General features: G+C 73.5%; 15 protein-coding genes and 1 pseudogene. 8 read left to right on the forward strand and 8 right to left on the reverse strand.

What is annotated here, in order from left to right:
- Positions 1 to 200: 200 nt before the first annotated feature.
- Positions 201 to 458: a hypothetical protein gene (locus tag ABZX40_RS40200; RefSeq protein ID WP_355748573.1), complete on the forward strand. Its 258-nt coding sequence runs from the start codon at positions 201 to 203 to the stop codon at positions 456 to 458.
- A 96-nt stretch (positions 459 to 554) separates the two neighbouring features.
- Here ABZX40_RS40200 and ABZX40_RS40205 read toward each other — a convergent pair.
- From ABZX40_RS40205 to ABZX40_RS40215, 3 genes and pseudogenes are all read right to left on the reverse strand, one after another.
- Positions 555 to 1,201 (reverse strand): annotated as a pseudogene (locus tag ABZX40_RS40205) (SDR family oxidoreductase); the annotation flags it as partial.
- 22 nt (positions 1,202 to 1,223) lie between these two features.
- The gene (locus tag ABZX40_RS40210; protein WP_355748570.1) at positions 1,224 to 2,090 is read right to left on the reverse strand and encodes a DNA-formamidopyrimidine glycosylase family protein; all 867 of its coding nucleotides are present in this window, start codon (positions 2,088 to 2,090) and stop codon (positions 1,224 to 1,226) included.
- Positions 2,091 to 2,236: 146 nt separating this feature from the next.
- Positions 2,237 to 7,183, reverse strand: coding sequence for an ATP-dependent helicase (locus ABZX40_RS40215; RefSeq protein ID WP_355748567.1), 4,947 nt, complete (start codon positions 7,181 to 7,183; stop codon positions 2,237 to 2,239).
- A gap of 429 nt (positions 7,184 to 7,612) precedes the next feature.
- Here ABZX40_RS40215 and ABZX40_RS40220 point away from each other — a divergent pair, with 429 nt between their 5' ends.
- From ABZX40_RS40220 to ABZX40_RS40230, 3 genes are read left to right on the forward strand one after another with little or no spacing between them, the layout of a single operon-like run.
- Positions 7,613 to 8,575: an AraC family transcriptional regulator gene (locus tag ABZX40_RS40220; protein WP_355748564.1), complete on the forward strand. Its 963-nt coding sequence runs from the start codon at positions 7,613 to 7,615 to the stop codon at positions 8,573 to 8,575.
- A complete protein-coding gene (locus tag ABZX40_RS40225) occupies positions 8,476 to 9,258 on the forward strand; it encodes an AzlC family ABC transporter permease (protein WP_355748561.1) in 783 nt (260 codons plus the stop codon). Before ABZX40_RS40220 ends, ABZX40_RS40225 begins: the two co-directional genes overlap by 100 nt.
- Positions 9,255 to 9,563 carry an AzlD domain-containing protein gene (locus ABZX40_RS40230; protein ID WP_355748558.1) on the forward strand — a complete coding sequence of 103 codons (309 nt, stop codon included), beginning with the start codon at positions 9,255 to 9,257 and terminating at the stop codon, positions 9,561 to 9,563. Before ABZX40_RS40225 ends, ABZX40_RS40230 begins: the two co-directional genes overlap by 4 nt.
- A 12-nt stretch (positions 9,564 to 9,575) precedes the next feature.
- Here ABZX40_RS40230 and ABZX40_RS40235 read toward each other — a convergent pair whose 3' ends face one another.
- The gene (locus ABZX40_RS40235) at positions 9,576 to 10,532 is read right to left on the reverse strand and encodes a hypothetical protein (RefSeq protein ID WP_355748555.1); all 957 of its coding nucleotides are present in this window, start codon (positions 10,530 to 10,532) and stop codon (positions 9,576 to 9,578) included.
- Between the two features lie 80 nt (positions 10,533 to 10,612).
- On the opposite strand from ABZX40_RS40235, the gene ABZX40_RS40240 reads away from it, so the two are divergent.
- Positions 10,613 to 10,807: a DUF3046 domain-containing protein gene (locus ABZX40_RS40240; RefSeq protein ID WP_355748553.1), complete on the forward strand. Its 195-nt coding sequence runs from the start codon at positions 10,613 to 10,615 to the stop codon at positions 10,805 to 10,807.
- Between the two features lie 60 nt (positions 10,808 to 10,867).
- Entirely contained in the window at positions 10,868 to 12,166 is a 1,299-nt protein-coding gene (locus ABZX40_RS40245) for an AI-2E family transporter (RefSeq protein WP_355748550.1), read from the forward strand.
- A 27-nt stretch (positions 12,167 to 12,193) separates the two neighbouring features.
- On the opposite strand, the gene ABZX40_RS40250 is transcribed toward ABZX40_RS40245, so the two are convergent.
- Complete coding sequence (locus tag ABZX40_RS40250; RefSeq protein ID WP_355748547.1) at positions 12,194 to 12,928, reverse strand: VOC family protein; 735 nt, start codon at positions 12,926 to 12,928, stop codon at positions 12,194 to 12,196.
- A gap of 296 nt (positions 12,929 to 13,224) precedes the next feature.
- Here ABZX40_RS40250 and recA point away from each other — a divergent pair, with 296 nt between their 5' ends.
- Positions 13,225 to 14,352: a recombinase RecA gene (gene recA, locus ABZX40_RS40255; RefSeq protein ID WP_355748544.1), complete on the forward strand. Its 1,128-nt coding sequence runs from the start codon at positions 13,225 to 13,227 to the stop codon at positions 14,350 to 14,352.
- 4 nt (positions 14,353 to 14,356) lie between these two features.
- Complete coding sequence (gene recX / locus ABZX40_RS40260; protein WP_355748541.1) at positions 14,357 to 15,181, forward strand: recombination regulator RecX; 825 nt, start codon at positions 14,357 to 14,359, stop codon at positions 15,179 to 15,181.
- A gap of 420 nt (positions 15,182 to 15,601) precedes the next feature.
- On the opposite strand, the gene ABZX40_RS40265 is transcribed toward recX, so the two are convergent.
- The 3 genes from ABZX40_RS40265 to ABZX40_RS40275 form a co-directional block, all read right to left on the reverse strand.
- Positions 15,602 to 16,018 carry a rhodanese-like domain-containing protein gene (locus tag ABZX40_RS40265; RefSeq protein WP_355748538.1) on the reverse strand — a complete coding sequence of 139 codons (417 nt, stop codon included), beginning with the start codon at positions 16,016 to 16,018 and terminating at the stop codon, positions 15,602 to 15,604.
- 49 nt (positions 16,019 to 16,067) lie between these two features.
- On the reverse strand, positions 16,068 to 16,622 hold the full coding sequence (locus ABZX40_RS40270) for a cysteine dioxygenase (RefSeq protein WP_355748535.1): 555 nt from the start codon (positions 16,620 to 16,622) through the stop codon (positions 16,068 to 16,070).
- A gap of 78 nt (positions 16,623 to 16,700) precedes the next feature.
- Positions 16,701 to 16,787, reverse strand: coding sequence for a putative leader peptide (locus ABZX40_RS40275; protein WP_356162854.1), 87 nt, complete (start codon positions 16,785 to 16,787; stop codon positions 16,701 to 16,703).
- Positions 16,788 to 17,041 lie beyond the last annotated feature (254 nt).

Below are 17,041 nucleotides of genomic sequence, written 5' to 3' on the forward strand. Positions count from 1 at the left end.
GAGTGGGGAGTTTCCCTGTCCGCGGGGAGATTTAGTGTCCGCCAGCGGGCGACTGATCGTGTCCGCCACCGGGGAGTTCAAGAAGTCCGTTGACAACCCCGCTGGTGGAGCCGTGGGCGCGGGCTTGCCCCCGTGTGCCGCTGGTGTGCTCGGCCGGCCCCTGTGGGCGGCGTTCTGGCGTCGGACCGGAGGAGGCGACCATGGCGGGGCGAATAGTGCGATGGGGGGCCGGACTGGTGTTCGGTGCGGTGTGGTGGTGGGCCGTCGTACGGCTCGCTTTCGCACCGGACGCCGGGGTGGTGGAGGGCGCCGTCGCGGCCGGGGGGTGGGGGTTGAGTCTGCTGCCGGTGCACTGTGTGCCGAAGTCCCGGGCCGCGGGGGCGCTCGCGGCCGGGCGGTGGAGGGCGGCTTGGCGGGGGGCTGGGGTTCGGGGGGTGGGTGGTGGGGTGGTTGATTGAGGTGGCGTGGTTGTTTGAGGTGGGCTGGTTGATTGAGGTGGGGTGGTGGGGGTGTGGGGCCGGGGGCTCGTCGCCATGGGATGGCTGCGCCGCCGTCGCGGCGTCGGAGGCCGGGGGGAGGGCGGTGTGGGGCACCTCCTCCGGGTGACTGACGCGGCCCAGTGGGGATATGCGGGATATGCGGGTCTTGGGTCTTGGGTCTTGGTGGAGAGTCGGCTGGGGGTGCCGGTCTGAGGGGCGGTGGTGTCGGTGGTGTGGGGTGGTGTGGTGGTGGGTCATGGGGGTGCGGATCCGGTCCGGGGCGACCGCGTTGATGCGGATGCCCTGTGGCGGTCGACCTCCGTGGCGAGGGTCCTGGTCAGCTGGACCGCCGCCGCCTTTGCCGCGCCGTAGCGGAGCAGGCCGGGGCTGCTGGTGTCGACCGCACCCGATGTCATGGTGACGATCGAGCCTGGGATCTCGCGGGCGATCATCAGACGGGCGGCCTCCTGGCAGGCGTGGAGCGCGCCCTTGCAGTTGGTGTTCAGGTCCCGGTCGAGGTCTTCGTCCTGGGTCTCCAGGGCCGGGCTGCTGTGCATGATCACGGCGATGGCGGCCATGATGTGCGGCGTCCCGCAGGAGGTGGCGGCCTCCTTGAGGCGGGCGGGGTCGGTGACGTCGAGGGGGTGGGGGTGTGCGGTGCCGCTCGCGGCGCCGGTGACGAAGGTGGTGCGTCACGTGAGGTCGTTTGCGGTGACGGCTATGGGGGGCGTTTCTGATAGATCGTCAATTGCTGGGGTGGGGTGGATGGTGGCCGGGGTTCGGGCGCGGGAGCGGGTTTCGGTGGGGTGTGGGGGAATGGGGGGCCGGGCCCCGCTGGCAGGTCGGGCACCAGTACGTGGGGCGTTCGCGTGAGCCGTCGCCCTGGTCGGCCACCTGGATCGGGGTTCGGCAGCGCAGACAGGGGCGGGCCGCCCGGCCGTAGACGAACAGATCCTGGCCGCGGCGGCCGGTCGTGGTGCGGACCGGGCGGTCGCGGTTGGCTTCGAGGAGTTTCCTGGCCAGGGGCGGGAGCTGGGCGGCGCGGTCGGCGGGGAGGGCGCCGACCGGGAGCCAGGGGGTGGCGCCGAGTAGGAAGCACAGCTCGCTCTTGTAGACATTGCCGATCCCGGCGAGATTGCGCTGGTCCAGCAGAGCTTCGCCGAGGGGGCGGGTGGGGTCGGCGAGAAGGTGAGCGAGGGCGCGGTCCGGGTTCCAGTCCGGGCCGAGGAGGTCGGGGCCGAGGTGGCCGACCACCCGGTCCTCGTCGGAGGTGCGCAGCAGGTCCAGGACGGGGAGGCGGTAGCCGACGGCCGTACGGTCGGTGGTGCCGAGGATCACCCGGATCTGGTGGGCGGGGCCGCCGGTCCAGCGCTGATCGTTGGCGAACACCTTCCATGAGCCGTCCATCCTGAGATGGGAGTGGAGGGTGATGCCGCCCTCGATCCGGGCGAGCAGGTGTTTGCCCCGTGGGGTGACGTCCTGTACCCGGCGGCCGGTGAGGTCGGCCGTGGCGTACTTCGGGACGCGCAGGTCGGAGCGGGTCAGGATTCGGCCGGCGAGTGCGGTGTGCAGTCGCTGTGCCGTCTGCCAGACGGTGTCACCTTCGGGCATGGGTCAAGGGTGGCATGGGGAGGGGAGAGGGGGTGTGGGAACCGGTGGGGAGGGAGGGGAGGCTGGTGCGAGAGCCGGTGGGGTGGGGTGGGAGGGAGCGTGGGAGGGGTGGGCCGGGGCTGGTGCGGGCGTGTCGTGGGGCGGGGTCATGCGCGCAGGCGTAGGCCGCGGGGGGTGGCGATGAAGCCCGCGGCCTCCAGGAGGGTGCCGTAGGGGGAGGTGAGGGCCGCGGTGCCGTTGACGCGTTCGACCGTGACCGTGCCGAGGGTGCCCGCGCGGGCGGACGCGGCCAGTGCTTCGGTCGCCTCCAGGAGCCGGGGGTCGTCGGTGGGCCCGGTCAGGGGGTCGGCGGGCCAGGACAACAGGGTCTTGCCGCCTCGCTCCATATAGAGCGCCAGTTCGCCGTCCACCAGGACGACCAGCGAACCCGCCTTGCGGCCCGGCTTGTGTCCGGCGCCGGTCGGTGGCTCCGGCCAGGGCAGGGCAGCGCCGTAGGCGCTGGCGGGGTCGGCGGCGGCCAGGACGAGCGCTCGGGAGGCGGGGGGTCTTCGCGCACCCCGGGAGCCGCCGGTCGCGTACGGCGAGCGGGGGCCGTTGAGCCAGGGCGCCGGGTCCTGCGGGGGGTGGTCGCGTGGGGAGACGTAGTCGCCGGGGGCGGGGCGGAAGCCTGGGCTGGGGCTGGGGCTGGGGTGGGGGAAGTCCTGGAAGTCGGCGGGGAGTGGGGGGCTCGGGTCGGCCGGGGAGGTGGGGGTGGCCGGGTCGGTGTCGAAGGCCGTTGCCCAGTCGAAGTCGGGGTCGGTGGGGGCAAGGGCGGCGGCGCTGTGGTCGTCGCCCGGGGCTGTGAGGGGCTCGTCGCGTTCGCGGGCGTTGGCCACCGCGCGGAGGCGGTCCACGGCGCCGTCCATCGCGAACTGCGCGGCGCCCAGGCCCTCGACCACATAGCCGCGGCGGGCCTGGCCGCTGTCCTCGAACGCGGACAGGATGCGGTACGTCGCCGAGAAGCCGCCCTCGACGCCCTCGGCCGCGACCGCGCCCCGGGTCACCACGCCGTGCCGGTCCAGGAGCGTGCGCGCGCGGGCGTGGGCGCGGACCGTGGGGTCGGGCTCGGTTGCCGGTAGCAGGGACCAGCGGCCGGCGACGGTCGGGGGGCCGCTGCGGGAGGCGGGGCGGGCGGCGGCGGTCAGGGAGCCGTACCGACCGCGCGGGGCGGCCCGTTTGGCGCGATGGGCGGTGGAGCCCGCGGTGCGGCCCGAGCCGAGGAGCGCGCGCAGGGGGGTCAGGGTGTCGTTGGTGAGCCGGCCGGACCAGGCCAGGTCCCACAGGGCGTCGGCGAGCTGGGGGTCGGTCGCTTCGGGGTGGGTCGTGGACCGGACCTCGTCGGCGATCTGGCGGAAGAACAGGCCGAAGCCGCCGGCCAGCGCGCCGAGCACCGACTCGTGCAGCGCCGTCAGCTCCAGCGGGTGCGGCTCGGGCAGCAGCAAGGGGGCGGTGTCCGTCAGATACAGGGAGACCCAGCCGTCCTTGCCGGGCAGCGAACCGGCGCCCGCCCACACGATCTCCCCGGCCGCCGTCAGCTCGTCGAGCATGGCCGGCGCGTAGTGCGTGACCCGGGACGGCAGGATCAGCTTCTCCAGCGCCGACGCCGGTACGGAGGCGCCCTGGAGCTGTTCGACCGCGCGGATCAGTCCGTCGGCGCCGCGCAGGGCGTGGCCCTTGCCGATGTGCTGCCACTGCGGCAGGAACTGCGCGAGGGCCGCCGGGGGCACCGGCTCCAGCTCCTGGCGCAGCGCGGCCAGGGAGCGGCGGCGCAGCCTGCGCAGTACGGTCGCGTCACACCACTCCTGGCCGATGCCCGCGGGGTGGAACTCGCCCTGGACGACCCTGCCCGCCGCCCCGAGCCGCTGGAGGGCGCCCTCGGTGACGGCCGTGCCCAGTCCGAACCGGGCCGCCGCGGTGGCCGAGGTGAACGGGCCGTGGGTGCGGGCGTAGCGGGCGAGGAGGTCGCCGAGGGGGTCCTTCACGGGCTCGGTGAACGCCTCGGGGACCCCTACCGGCAGCGCGGTGCCCAGCGCGTCGCGCAGTCGGCCCGCGTCCTCGATCGCCGCCCAGTGGTCGGCGCCCGCGACCCGCACCCGGATGGCGCGGCGGGCGCGGGCCAGCTCGGGTGCCCACGGGGGCTCGGCGCCGCGCTCGGCCAGCTCGGCGTCGGTGAGCGGCCCGAGCATCCGCAGCAGATCGGCCACGCCCTCGGCGTCCTTGACCCGGCGGTCCTCGGTACGCCATTGCAGCTCGCGCTCCAGTTCGGCGAGCACCTCGGCGTCGAGCAGTTCGCGCAGCTCCGCCTGGCCCAGCAGCTCCGCCAGCAGCCGCGAGTCCAGCGACAGGGCCGCCGCCCGGCGCTCCGCGAGCGGTGAGTCCCCCTCGTAGAGGAACTGGGCGACGTAGCCGAAGAGGAGGGAGCGGGCGAAGGGGGAGGGCTCGGGGGTGGTGACCTCGACGAGGCGGACCCTGCGGGACTCCAGGTCGCTCATCAGCTCGGTCAGGCCGGGGACGTCGAAGACGTCCTGGAGGCATTCGCGGACCGCTTCCAGGACGATCGGGAAGGAGCCGTACTCGCCCGCGACCTCCAGGAGCTGGGAGGCGCGCTGGCGCTGCTGCCACAGCGGCGTGCGGCGGCCGGGGCTGCGGCGGGGCAGCAGCAGCGCGCGGGCGGCGCATTCGCGGAAGCGGGACGCGAACAGGGCCGAGCCGCCGACCTGGTCGGTGACGACCTGGCCCACCTCGCCCTGGTCGAAGACGACGTCCGCCGCGCCGACCGGGGCCTGTTCGGCGTCGTACTCCGTGCCCACCGCGCGGGGCTCCTGGTCCAGCAGGTCCAGGCCCAGCAGATCGGCGTCCGGCAAGCGCAGCACGATGCCGTCGTCGGCATGCATGACCTGGGCGTCCATGCCGTAGCGCTCGTTGAGCCGGGCGCCGAGGGCGAGGGCCCAGGGGGCGTGCACCTGGGCGCCGAACGGGGAGTGCACCACGACCCGCCAGTCGCCCAGCTCGTCGCGGAAGCGCTCCACCACGATCGTGCGGTCGTCGGGGACATGACCGCAGGCTTCGCGCTGCTCGTCCAGGTACGACAGCACATTGTCCGCCGCCCACGCGTCCAGGCCCGCGGCGACCAGGCGCAGACGGGCGTCCTCGCGGCTCAGGGAGCCGACCTCGCGCAGGAAGGCGCCCACCGCGCGCCCCAGCTCCAGGGGGCGGCCCAGCTGGTCGCCCTTCCAGAACGGCAGCCGGCCCGGCACGCCCGGCGCGGGGGAGACCAGGACGCGGTCGCGGGTGATGTCCTCGATGCGCCAGGAACTGGTGCCCAGCGTGAACACGTCCCCCACGCGGGACTCGTAGACCATCTCCTCGTCCAGCTCCCCGACCCGGCCGCCGCCCTTCTTGGGGTCGGATCCGGCGAGGAACACGCCGAACAGGCCGCGGTCCGGGATCGTGCCCCCGGAGGTCACGGCGAGGCGCTGGGCGCCGGGGCGGCCGGTGACCGTGCCCATGACGCGGTCCCACACCACGCGCGGGCGCAGCTCGGCGAACGCGTCGGAGGGATAGCGGCCGGCCAGCATGTCGAGGACCCCGGTGAACGCCGACTCCGGGAGGGAGGCGAACGGGGCTGCGCGCCGGACCAGGGCGAGCAGGTCGTCCACCTGCCAGGTGTCCAGGGCCGTCATGGCGACGAGCTGCTGCGCCAGGACGTCCAGCGGGTTCGCGGGCACCCTGAGGGACTCGATCGAGCCCGTGCGCATCCGCTCGGTGACCACCGCCGCCTGCACGAGATCGCCCCGGTACTTGGGGAACACCACTCCCGTGGAGACCGCGCCCACCTGGTGGCCCGCGCGGCCCACCCGCTGGAGGCCGGAGGCCACCGACGGCGGCGACTCGACCTGGACGACGAGATCCACCGCACCCATGTCGATGCCCAGCTCAAGGCTGGAGGTGGCCACCACCGCGGGCAGCCGCCCCGCCTTGAGGTCCTCCTCCACCAGCGCCCGCTGCTCCTTGGAGACCGAGCCGTGATGGGCGCGCGCGATGACCGGCGGGGCGCCCTGGGCGGCGCCGGAGCCGCCCATCAGCGCGGCCGGGGAGTGGTGCTCGTCCAGGGTCTCGCCGGTGGCCCGCTCGTAGGCGATCTCGTTGAGCCGGTTGCACAGGCGCTCCGCCAGGCGGCGGGAGTTGGCGAAGACGATCGTCGACCGGTGCGACTGCACCAGGTCCGCGATCCGCTCCTCCACATGCGGCCAGATCGACGGCCGCTCCGCGCCCTCGGAGCCGTCGGCCACCGGTGAGCCGCCCAGTTCGCCGAGGTCCTCGACCGGGACGACGACCGACAGATCGAACTCCTTGCCGGACCGCGGCTGGACGATCTCCACCTTGCGCTGCGGGGACAGGAAGCGGGCCACCTCGTCGACCGGGCGGACGGTCGCCGACAGGCCGATGCGCCGGGCCGGCCTCGGCAGCAGCTCGTCCAGGCGCTCCAGGGACAGCGCCAGATGCGCGCCCCGCTTGGTGCCCGCCACCGCGTGCACCTCGTCCAGGATCACCGTCTCCACCCCCGTCAGCGCGTCGCGGGTGGCCGAGGTGAGCATCAGGAACAGGGACTCGGGGGTGGTGATCAGGATGTCCGGCGGACGGGTCGACAGCGCGCGGCGCTCGGCTGCGGGGGTGTCGCCGGAGCGGATACCGACCCTCACCTCCGGCTCGGGCAGGCCCAGGCGCACGGACTCCTGGCGGATCCCGGTCAGCGGGCTGCGCAGATTGCGCTCCACGTCCACGGCCAGTGCCTTCAGCGGGGACACGTACAGCACCCGGCAGCGCTTGCGCGCGTCGGCCGGGGGCGGGGTGGACGCCAGCTGGTCCAGGGCGGCGAGGAAGGCGGCGAGGGTCTTGCCGGAGCCGGTCGGGGCGACCACCAGCACGTCCGAACCCTCGCCGATGGCCTGCCACGCCCCCGCCTGAGCGGCGGTGGGCGCGGAGAAGGCCCCCGTGAACCAGCCGCGGGTGGCGGGGGAGAAGCCGTCGAGTGCTCGGCGTGCGCTGACCATGCGTCCATCCTGCACCCCGCCACTGACAATCGAGCGGTGGCTGGTCTGACCTGGGCGGATGTCGGGTGGGAGGGTGCGGTGGGGCTTCGCGGGGCGGGGTGGTGGCGCGATGGGGTACGGCCTTGGTGGGGCGGCTGCGGTGCCCGCGGGGTGGGCCGGTGGGGTGGCTGCGGCCTCGGTGGGGAGGTCGGTGGGGTGGCCAGAGCCTGGTGGGGTGGGCCGGTGGGGTGGCTGTGGTCTCGATGAGGCGGGTCGGTGGGGCGGCTGCGGCCTCGTTGGGTCGGGGCCACGGCTCCGGTGCGGGGCGACGGGATGGCCACGGCTCCGATGGAGTGGGGCGGCAACGTGGCCACGGCTCCGGTAGGGCCGGGCGGCGACGCGGCCACGGCCCCGGTGGGCCCGGTCGGCGGTGTGGCGGAGAATGGACGGATGGCCGGTCGGGACGAGCGAGCACGGCACTGGCGGTACGCGGATCTGCCCGGTGTCGATCTGCTGCGTGCCCGCTACATCCACAAGACCTTCGTCCGCCACACCCACGAGCACTTCGTGATCGCCGCCATCGCCGACGGGGTGGAGGTCTTCCACCACGGCGGGGCCGATCAGTACGCCGGTGCCGGGGCGCTCGCGCTGGTCAATCCGGACACCCCCCACACCGGGCGGGCCGGGGTGCCCGAGGGCTGGCGGTACGGGGCCGTGTACCCGTCGCCCGAGGTGATGGCGGAGATAGCGGCCGAGACGACCACCCTGCGCGGCACGCCCGGATTCGTCCGGCCGGTGCTCGACGACCCCTACGCCGTCGCACTGGTGCACCGCGTCCTGCGGGCCGCCGACGAGGGCAACGCGCTGGCCGCCGACACCCTGCTGCGGGTCGCGGTGACCCGGTTGCTGAGGTTGAACGGCGGACCGCTGCCCCAGCGCGAGGTCCGCACCGCCGGGGCCCGGAACGCCGCCCGCGCGCGGGCCGTGCTGGAGGAGCGGATGGCGGATCCGCCGACCCTGGAGAGCCTCGCCGCCGAGCTGGGCACCAGCCCCTTCGCCCTGCTGCGGGCCTTCCGCGACACCTACGGCATGCCGCCGCACGCCTGGCTGACCGACACCCGGGTGCGGCGGGCCCGGCGGCTCCTGGACGCGGGGACGGCACCCGCGGAGGCCGCGACAGCGGTCGGCTTCACCGACCAGCCGCATCTGAACCGGCATTTCGCCCGGATCGTCGGCGTGCCCCCGGGCGCCTACCAGCGTGAGCGCAAGAACGTACAAGACGCCCGTCCGGGGCTGCTCCTACCGTTCGACGCGTGGCAGAAAACACCGCTCTCACCGACATACGGGCCGAGGCCCCCGATAAACCCGACCGGGCCGTCGTCCGCGACGCCCTCGGAGTCGGGGTCGCCGTAGGACTGTCCGGGTTCGCCTTCGGGGTGACGTCGGCGGGCAGCGGGCTCACGCTCGCGCAGACCTGTGTGCTCAGCCTGCTGGTGTTCACCGGGGCCTCCCAGTTCGCGCTGGTGGGGGCGCTCGCGGCCGGCGGGAACCCCTTCACGGCCGCCGCGGGGGCGTTCTTCCTCGGCGTGCGCAACGCCTTCTACGGGCTGCGGCTGTCGCAGTTGCTGGCCCTCCCGCGCGCGGTGCGGCCGTTCGCCGCCCAGTGGGTCATCGACGAGACCGCGGCCGTCGCCCTCGCCCAGCCCACCCGGCGGGCCGCGCGGATCGGGTTCACGGTCACCGGGCTGACCCTGTACGTGCTGTGGAACCTCACCACCCTGCTCGGCGCGCTCGGCGCCGAGGCCATCGGCGACACCGACGCCTGGGGTCTGGACGCGGCCGGACCCGCCGTCTTCCTGGCGCTGCTCGCGCCGATGCTGCGGACCACCACCGAGCGGGCCGTCGCCGGGCTCGCCGTCGTCCTGGGCCTGGCGCTGCTGCCGGTGCTGCCCGCCGGTGTGCCGGTCCTGGTGGCGGCCCTCGCGGCACCGGCGGTGCTGTGGGCCGAAGGGCGGCGCAAGGGGCCCGGCGGGACGCGCGGGCGGGGTTCCGCGGCCACCGCAGGCCCGGCGCAGGGGCGGGAGGAGGACCGGTGAACGTCTGGATCGCGATCGGTGTGACCGTCCTCGGCTGCTACGCCGTCAAGGTCATCGGGCTGCTCGTCCCCGCGGGCGTGCTGGAACGGCCCCTGGTCAAGCGGCTCGCCGCGCTGCTGCCGGTGGCCCTGCTCGCCGCCCTCACGGCCCAGCAGACCTTCGCCGAGGGGCAGACCCTGATGCTGGACGCGCGGGCGGCGGGGCTCGCCGCGGCGGCCGTGGCGCTGGTGCTGCGGGCGCCCTTCCTGGTCGTCGTCGCGGCGGCCGTCCTCGTGACGGCCGGAGTGCGCGCCCTGGGCGGCTGACGTCCCGCGCGGTCAGCCGACACCGTGCCCGTACGCCCTGAGGGTGCGCAGGGCCTCGATCGTCACCATGGGGCGGGCCTCCGCGGTGGGTACGGCGGCCCAGTGGGGCCGGTGCGCCGGCCAGCCGCCGTCCTCCCGCTGCGCCGCCGCGAGGAAGTCCAGGGAACGGGCCATCTCGTCGTCCGTGAACCACCCGCGCGCGAGGGAGTGCGTACCGGGGGCGTAGTCGTGCGGATAGTGGTGTCCTTTGGGCGCGTATCCGGGCCCGTACCCGGCGGCCGGGGCGAACGCCTCCGGGCGCTCCGGATCGAGGACCACCAGGCGCCGGTCACGCACCAGGCGGCCCAGCCGGTCGGCGGCGGCCCGCGCGCGGGGCCGGTCCGGCGCGGACTCCAGGAAGGCCAGGGCGGCCTGGATCTCGTACGGATGCGACCGCTCCAGGGAGTCGACCGCCGTCCAGCAGAAGTCCGTGGCCCGGAACAGCCACGCGTGCCACACATCGTTGCGGCGCAGCACGCCGACCACCGGGCCCGTCGTGAGCAGCTCGCTCGGCGGGTCGGCCACGGCCGGGAGGAACGGAGCCCCCGGAACGCCGCGCCGGCCCGCGTGGACGACCGGCAGCGCGCCCTCCGGCGTGGAGACGCCCGTCAGATAGCGGCACAGCCGCTCCACCCGCTGTCCGCCGCAGCGGCCGACCGCGTCCAGCACCCGCAGCGCGTGCACGGCGTGCAGGGGCTCGCTGACCGGGCCGCGCAGATCGGGCTCCAGGGCGTGGCCGTACCCGCCGTCGGCATTGCGATGGGCGTCCAGCGCGGTCTCTACGGGATCCGCGTCGCCGCCCAGGAAGTGATACGCGAACAGACGTTGCTCCAGCACCCGCGCGGTGAGCCAGATGAACCGCCCCGCGCGCGAGAGCGGGGTGTGCGCCGGGGGCGTGGGGTCGAGCGCGGAGGTTCCGGATGCGGCCATGCGTCCGACCGTAGGGCGCTCGCCGTCACCGCAGAGCCCACCCGGCCGGGGCCCACTCTCAGGGGCGGGATACTGGGGTCATGCGGTTGACGGTCTTCTGGGAGCGGATGGCGGAGCATTTCGGCACGGGGTACTCCGAAACCTTCGCGAGTGATCATGTGATGTCGGAGCTGGGCGGGCGGACGGTGCACCAGGCGCTGGACTCCGGCTGGGCGGCGAAGGACGTGTGGCGCGTGGTCTGCTTGGTCATGAACGTGCCACAGGAGAAGCGCTGACCGGTCACGAAGATCGCGCGCCCGTATCCGATTGTCAGCGGCGTGGGCGAGACTTGCACCGTGGCACCCACTGACGAGACCGGGCAGACAGCCCCGCACGCATCCATGCCCGGCCCTCCGCCCCCGGCACCGCCCCCCGTCGCGCCCGGCGCCCGCATGCCGCGCTGGCTGCCCCGCGCCATGGTGCTGGCGCTGGCGCTCATCGCCGTGTTCCAGCTCGGCAGCTGGGCCTTCCACGCCCTCACCGGGCTGCTGATCAACATCCTCATCTCGTTCTTCCTGGCCCTCGCCATCGAGCCCGCGGTGAGCTGGATGGCGGCCCGCGGGCTGCGGCGCGGGCTGGCCACGGGGCTGGTGTTCCTGGGCGTGATCATCGCCGTCGCGGGCTTCGTCACCATGCTCGGCTCCCTGCTCGCCGGGCAGATCGTCAAGATGGTCGAGGAGTTCCCCGAGTACCTCGACTCCGTCATCAACTGGATCAACACCCACTTCAACACCGAGCTGAAGCGGGTGGACGTCCAAGAGGGCCTGCTGCGCTCCGACTGGCTGCGCGACTACGTCCAGAACAGCGCCACAGGCGTGCTGGACGTCTCCACCCAGGTCCTCGGAGGCCTGTTCCAGCTGCTGACGGTCACCCTGTTCGCGTTCTACTTCGCCGCCGACGGACCCCGGCTGCGCCGCGCCATCTGCTCGGTCCTGCCCCCGTCCCGCCAGGCCGAGGTCCTGCGCGCGTGGGAGATCGCCGTCGACAAGACCGGCGGTTACATCTACTCCCGCGGCCTCATGGCCCTGATCTCCGGTGTCGCGCACTACATCCTGCTGGAGGCCCTGAGCGTCCCGTACGCGCCCGTGCTCGCCGTGTGGGTGGGACTGGTCTCGCAGTTCATCCCCACCATCGGCACCTATCTCGCGGGCGCCCTGCCGATGCTGATCGCCTTCACCGAGGACCCCTGGTACGCGCTCTGGGTGCTGATCTTCGTCGTGGTCTACCAGCAGTTCGAGAACTATGTCCTCCAGCCCAAGCTGACCGCCAGGACCGTCGACATCCACCCGGCCGTCGCCTTCGGCTCGGTCATCGCCGGCACGGCGCTGCTCGGTGCCGTCGGCGCCCTGATCGCCATCCCTGCGGTGGCCACGCTCCAGGCGTTCCTCGGGGCGTATGTGAAGCGGTACGACGTCGCGGACGACGCGCGCGTACAGGGCCACCGCAGCCGCCCGCCGCAGGCGAGTCTCTACCGGCGGGGGCGTGCGCTGTGGGAACGCCGGGTGCCCGGCGCGCGGAACGCCGGGGACGAACAGGACGGACAGGGCTCCAGGGCGGGGCGGGACCTGCGCGGGGAGCCCGGCCAGGGCGGCTGAACCGCCGCGCCGGGCGGGTGGCGGCCGTCAGAGGCCGTTGCCGTCGCCGGGCGGCTCCACCTCGGCGGCCAGGTCGGCGGCCCGGGACCGTTCGTCCGCCAGGGCTGCGCGTTCCGGCTCCGTGAGCTGCACGGCGGCGGCCTCGGCGAGTCGGGCACGGGCGGTGGCGGGGTCGCCGAGCTGGAGGGCGAGATCGGCGCGGAGCACCAGCGCGCGGTACTGCTCACCCGCGCTTTCCGGCGTCTCCTGGACCAGCGCGTGGTCGAGGACCCGGGCGCCCTGGGCCGGGTCCCCCTTGGAGACGCCGAGCAGCCAGGCGTGGTGCAGCGTGCGGGCGAAGGGCTCCCGCGGGGCCGGGGCGTGCTCCAGGGGCGCGCCGGTGGGCTGGCCGATGCGCAGACAGTTGCCGCCGGGATCGGTCATCAGGAACTGGCGCACCCCGTACGAGGTGTCCTTGAGCTGGCCGATGCGCGGGATGCCACGGGTCGGGACCCGCCCGTACGCCTGCTTCAGCGCGGCGCGGAAGGTGCCGTACAGCTCGTCGACCCGGTCCGTGGTGATGTAGCAGGACGACCAGGACTCGGCCGGTACGACCGACTTGTGGCCGTAGAACTGGAGCGCGATGCCGTCGCCGTAGCTGAGCGCCGCGTACGGGTTGGGGCGGGTCTGGAGCAGTTCCACGGTGAAGCCCAGATGCTCGTAGAACTCGACCAGTTCGGGGATGGACGGGCACGGGAGGATCGGGATCGTCTTCTCGGGCATGGCGGTGACGGTAGGCAGCCCGGCGATTTCTAGTCAAGTTTGATTATCGGGGGAGCGGGGGGTGAGGGGTGGGAGTGAGGGGTGTGTCCGTGCCGCGTGGTGCGCTTGACATGAAAATCGAACATCCATTCTTATGGAGGCTCCGGGCAAGGCTTCCGGCGGGTGTTTCGACACGGTTTGGGTGGAGAAGGGCCCGAGTTATCCACAGGTCGGACCCGCGTCACGACGGATTGTCAGTGGCAGGCGATAGCGTTTTTGACGTGAAGCGATCGACTCAAGCAAATCGGGTGGAACCCATGGCAGGAACCGACCGCGAGAAGGCGCTGGACGCCGCGCTCGCACAGATTGAACGGCAATTCGGCAAAGGCGCGGTCATGCGCATGGGCGACCGGTCCAGGGAGCCCATCGAGGTCATCCCCACCGGATCGACCGCGCTCGACGTGGCCCTCGGTGTCGGCGGACTGCCGCGCGGCCGGGTGATCGAGGTCTACGGACCGGAGTCCTCCGGCAAGACGACCCTGACCCTGCACGCGGTGGCGAACGCGCAGAAGGCGGGCGGCCAGGTCGCGTTCGTCGACGCGGAGCACGCCCTCGACCCCGAGTACGCGCAGAAGCTCGGCGTCGACATCGACAACCTGATCCTGTCCCAGCCGGACAACGGCGAGCAGGCCCTGGAGATCGTGGACATGCTGGTCCGCTCCGGTGCGCTCGACCTGATCGTCATCGACTCCGTCGCCGCGCTCGTGCCGCGCGCGGAGATCGAGGGCGAGATGGGCGACAGCCACGTGGGCCTCCAGGCCCGGCTGATGAGCCAGGCCCTGCGGAAGATCACCAGCGCGCTCAACCAGTCCAAGACCACCGCGATCTTCATCAACCAGCTCCGCGAGAAGATCGGCGTGATGTTCGGCTCGCCGGAGACCACGACCGGTGGACGGGCGCTGAAGTTCTACGCCTCGGTGCGGCTCGACATCCGCCGTATCGAGACGCTGAAGGACGGCACCGACGCGGTCGGCAACCGCACCCGGGTCAAGGTCGTCAAGAACAAGGTCGCGCCCCCCTTCAAGCAGGCCGAGTTCGACATCCTCTACGGCCATGGCATCAGCCGCGAGGGCGGCCTGATCGACATGGGCGTGGAGAACGGCTTCGTGCGCAAGGCCGGTGCCTGGTACACGTACGAGGGCGACCAGCTCGGCCAGGGCAAGGAGAACGCCCGCAACTTCCTGAAGGACAACCCCGACCTGGCCAACGAGATCGAGAAGAAGATCAAGGTGAAGCTGGGGGTCGGCGTACAGCCCGAGGCGCCCGCGCCCGCGCTGAGCGCGGATGCCCCGGTCACCGTCGCCGCCCCGGCCGAGGACACCAAGACGGTTCCGGCACCGGCGAGCAAGGCCGCCAAGACCAAGGCCCCGGCGGCCAAGAGCTGATCCGGTGACACGGCGAACCGACTGGGCCGAGTACGCCGAACCCGGCCCATCCGGCGACCTCGGTCCCCTTGATCAGGCTGGTCGGCCCGGCGACCTCGCCTCGCCGGACGGGGGTGAGCGGGCCGACGCCTCAGCCTGGGGTGATCAGGGCGGGGGCGATCCGGGAGGGGGTGATCCGGGCGGTGGCCGCCTCGGCGGCGGCCGGAGAGCACGCGGTGACGGCGGGACACGCGGAGGGCGTGGGCGTCGTCGGCGCGGCTCGGCGGAGCCGTCCGGCACGGACGAAGGCTCGTCCTCCTCGTCGAGGGCCGAGAAGGGGGAGCCTTCAGGGGACCCGGCTGAGCGGGCACGGGCGATCTGCCTGCGCCTGCTCACCGGGACCCCGCGCACCCGCAAGCAGCTCGCCGACGCCCTGCGTAAGCGGGAGATCCCGGACGAGGTGGCCGACGAGGTGCTGTCTCGGTTCGAGGAGGTCGGACTGATCGACGACAGCGCGTTCGCGGACGCCTGGGTGGAGTCCCGGCACCACGGCCGGGGCCTGGCCCGCCGCGCGCTCGCCCGGGAGCTGCGGACCAAGGGGGTCGACTCGGCGTTGATCGACGCGGCGGTCGGTCAGCTCGACGCCGACCAGGAGGAGACGACCGCGCGCGAACTGGTCGCCCGCAAGCTCCGGGCGACCCGGGGGCTTGACCGGGACAAGCGGCTGCGCCGGCTGGCGGGGATGCTCGCGCGCAAGGGATACCCGGAGGGGCTGGCCCTGAGAGTGGTCCGGCAGGCGCTGGAGGAGGAGGGGGAGGAGACCGAGTTCTTGGAGGGGGAGGGGTATTGAGGGTGGGGTATCGAGGGAGGGGGAGGGGAGGGGGACCCGGGCGGGTCGGGGGACGAGGGTGGTCCGGAGGGTGGTCTGGGGCACGTCGGAACCAGGCCCGTCGACCTGCCTTCTCCGGGACGGCGGGGCAGGTCGACGGGGGACGGGGCCGGGCTGACCCTGAGTGCGGTGGGCGCGCGGGGGCGTCGATCGGGCTCAGGGGGCCGGTGGGGTGGCAGGGAATCGGCGAACCCGGGCGGACCCGGGCGAGCCGGGTGGTAGGCGCCGGGGTGGGTGGGAGAGAGCCCGATCGCTGTTCCCGCTCGGCATCCGGCATCCGGGGCCCGACCTCCGACACCCGGGGCCCGGCCCCGCGTCCGGCTCCGGACTCGCGAATGACAGTGCCGCCGGGATCTCCCGGTGCCGTGCCGATTCCCCGTCTCAGACGGACGCGGTGACCGGCAGGCCCGCTGCTCTCCACGCCTGGAAGCCGCCGATCAGGTCGGTGGCCCGATAGAGGCCCAGGCGGTGGAGGGACTCGGCGGCGAGGCTGGAGGCGTAGCCCTCGTTGCAGATGACCACGACACGCAGGTCATGGCCGGTCGCTTCGGGCAGACGGTGGCTGCCGTGGGGGTCGAGGCGCCACTCCAGTTCGTTGCGCTCGACGATCACGGCGCCGGGGATCAGGCCGTCGCGGTCGCGCAGGGCGGCGTAGCGGATGTCGACGAGGAGGGTGTCGCCGGTCCCGGCCGCCTCGTACGCCTCCTGGGGGGCGATGCGCTCGTAGCCGGTGCGGACGCGCTCCAGGAGTTCATCGATGCCGACGGGGTGCTCGGCGTCGCCGTTGGTGGTGGTCATTGTCGTGCCTCCGCCGGGATCGCGCCCAGGGGCTGTGCCGTCGGGGTGCTCACTGCCAGTCCTCGGGGCGCTCGACCTGCTCCAGGCGCAGGACCTGGCCGGTGCGGCTGTAGCGGCGGATGCGGGGGAGCGGGGGGTAGTAGGCGTGGACGGAGATCGCGTGGACCTCGGTGGACTCGTTGAGGACCTCGTGGACGTGGTGGTGACCGAAGGAGCGGCCCTTGCCGGCGGGCAGTCGGCGCTCCCGGTCGACGTCCTCGGACAGCTCCAGGGTCTTCCAGCCGTCGGTGGGCAGCCGGGCGGCGAGGGACTGTTCCTTCAGCTCGCCCCGGGCGGTGAGGAAGGCGCCGACCGAGTCAGCGTGGTCGTGCCAGCCGGTGCCGGTGCCGGGGGGCCAGCCGATCAGCCATGCCTCGCTGCCGCCGGGGCCTTCCAGGCGTACCCAGGTCCGGCCCTCCGGGTCCAGGGGCAGAGAGGCGATCAGGTCGGCGTCGGCGGCGGTGCGGCGTACGAAATCGAGGAGGTCGGCCTGCGTCGGAGTCGCCGGAGCCGGGGCTGCGGTGTCGGCCGGGGTGGAGACAGCGGGGGTAGGAGAGACAGACAAGGGTGCACCGTCCTGATGAGCGTTCGCGGGGTCGCGCCACGGCCTTGGGCGGGGGCGCGAGAGGGAGGAGAAGCGAGTTCAGCAGGACGGGCGACACACGCAACCCGCATAGCGGACCAGGTCCATATGGACCCTCCGCCACAGGTGCACACAGGTGTCGATCACGATCCGGAGTACACCACGCCGGTTTCTCGGCGGTCAACTGGCAATCAGTATGCGGACGGTGCGGTGGGGTGGGGGTGTCGGTGTTGACGTTCGGGGGGTGGAGGGGCGGGTGGGATGGACTGCGGGGTGGACGGCGGAGTAGGGGCGGGGGGTCTCGTGGCGGTGGGTCGCGGTGCGTGGGGGGTTGGGTGCGCTGGGTGGGCGACGTGGTGTCGAGGGTGGGCGGGCCGTGGCGTCGACGCCTCCGGCCCGCG

This window comes from Streptomyces sp. NPDC004610 (assembly GCF_040609715.1).
GTDB lineage: Bacteria > Actinomycetota > Actinomycetes > Streptomycetales > Streptomycetaceae > Streptomyces.

Excerpts from the sequence above, each read along its gene's own strand:
- ABZX40_RS40215 (WP_355748567.1), bottom strand. The coding sequence starts at position 7,183 with ATGGTCAGCGCACGCCGAGCACTCGACGGCTTCTCCCCCGCCACCCGC.
- ABZX40_RS40240 (WP_355748553.1), top strand. The coding sequence starts at position 10,613 with ATGCGGTTGACGGTCTTCTGGGAGCGGATGGCGGAGCATTTCGGCACG.
- ABZX40_RS40200 (WP_355748573.1), top strand. The coding sequence starts at position 201 with ATGGCGGGGCGAATAGTGCGATGGGGGGCCGGACTGGTGTTCGGTGCG.
- ABZX40_RS40250 (WP_355748547.1), bottom strand. The coding sequence starts at position 12,928 with ATGCCCGAGAAGACGATCCCGATCCTCCCGTGCCCGTCCATCCCCGAA.
- ABZX40_RS40210 (WP_355748570.1), bottom strand. The coding sequence starts at position 2,090 with ATGCCCGAAGGTGACACCGTCTGGCAGACGGCACAGCGACTGCACACC.
- ABZX40_RS40220 (WP_355748564.1), top strand. The coding sequence starts at position 7,613 with ATGGCCGGTCGGGACGAGCGAGCACGGCACTGGCGGTACGCGGATCTG.
- ABZX40_RS40265 (WP_355748538.1), bottom strand. The coding sequence starts at position 16,018 with ATGACCACCACCAACGGCGACGCCGAGCACCCCGTCGGCATCGATGAA.
- ABZX40_RS40235 (WP_355748555.1), bottom strand. The coding sequence starts at position 10,532 with ATGGCCGCATCCGGAACCTCCGCGCTCGACCCCACGCCCCCGGCGCAC.
- recA (WP_355748544.1), top strand. The coding sequence starts at position 13,225 with ATGGCAGGAACCGACCGCGAGAAGGCGCTGGACGCCGCGCTCGCACAG.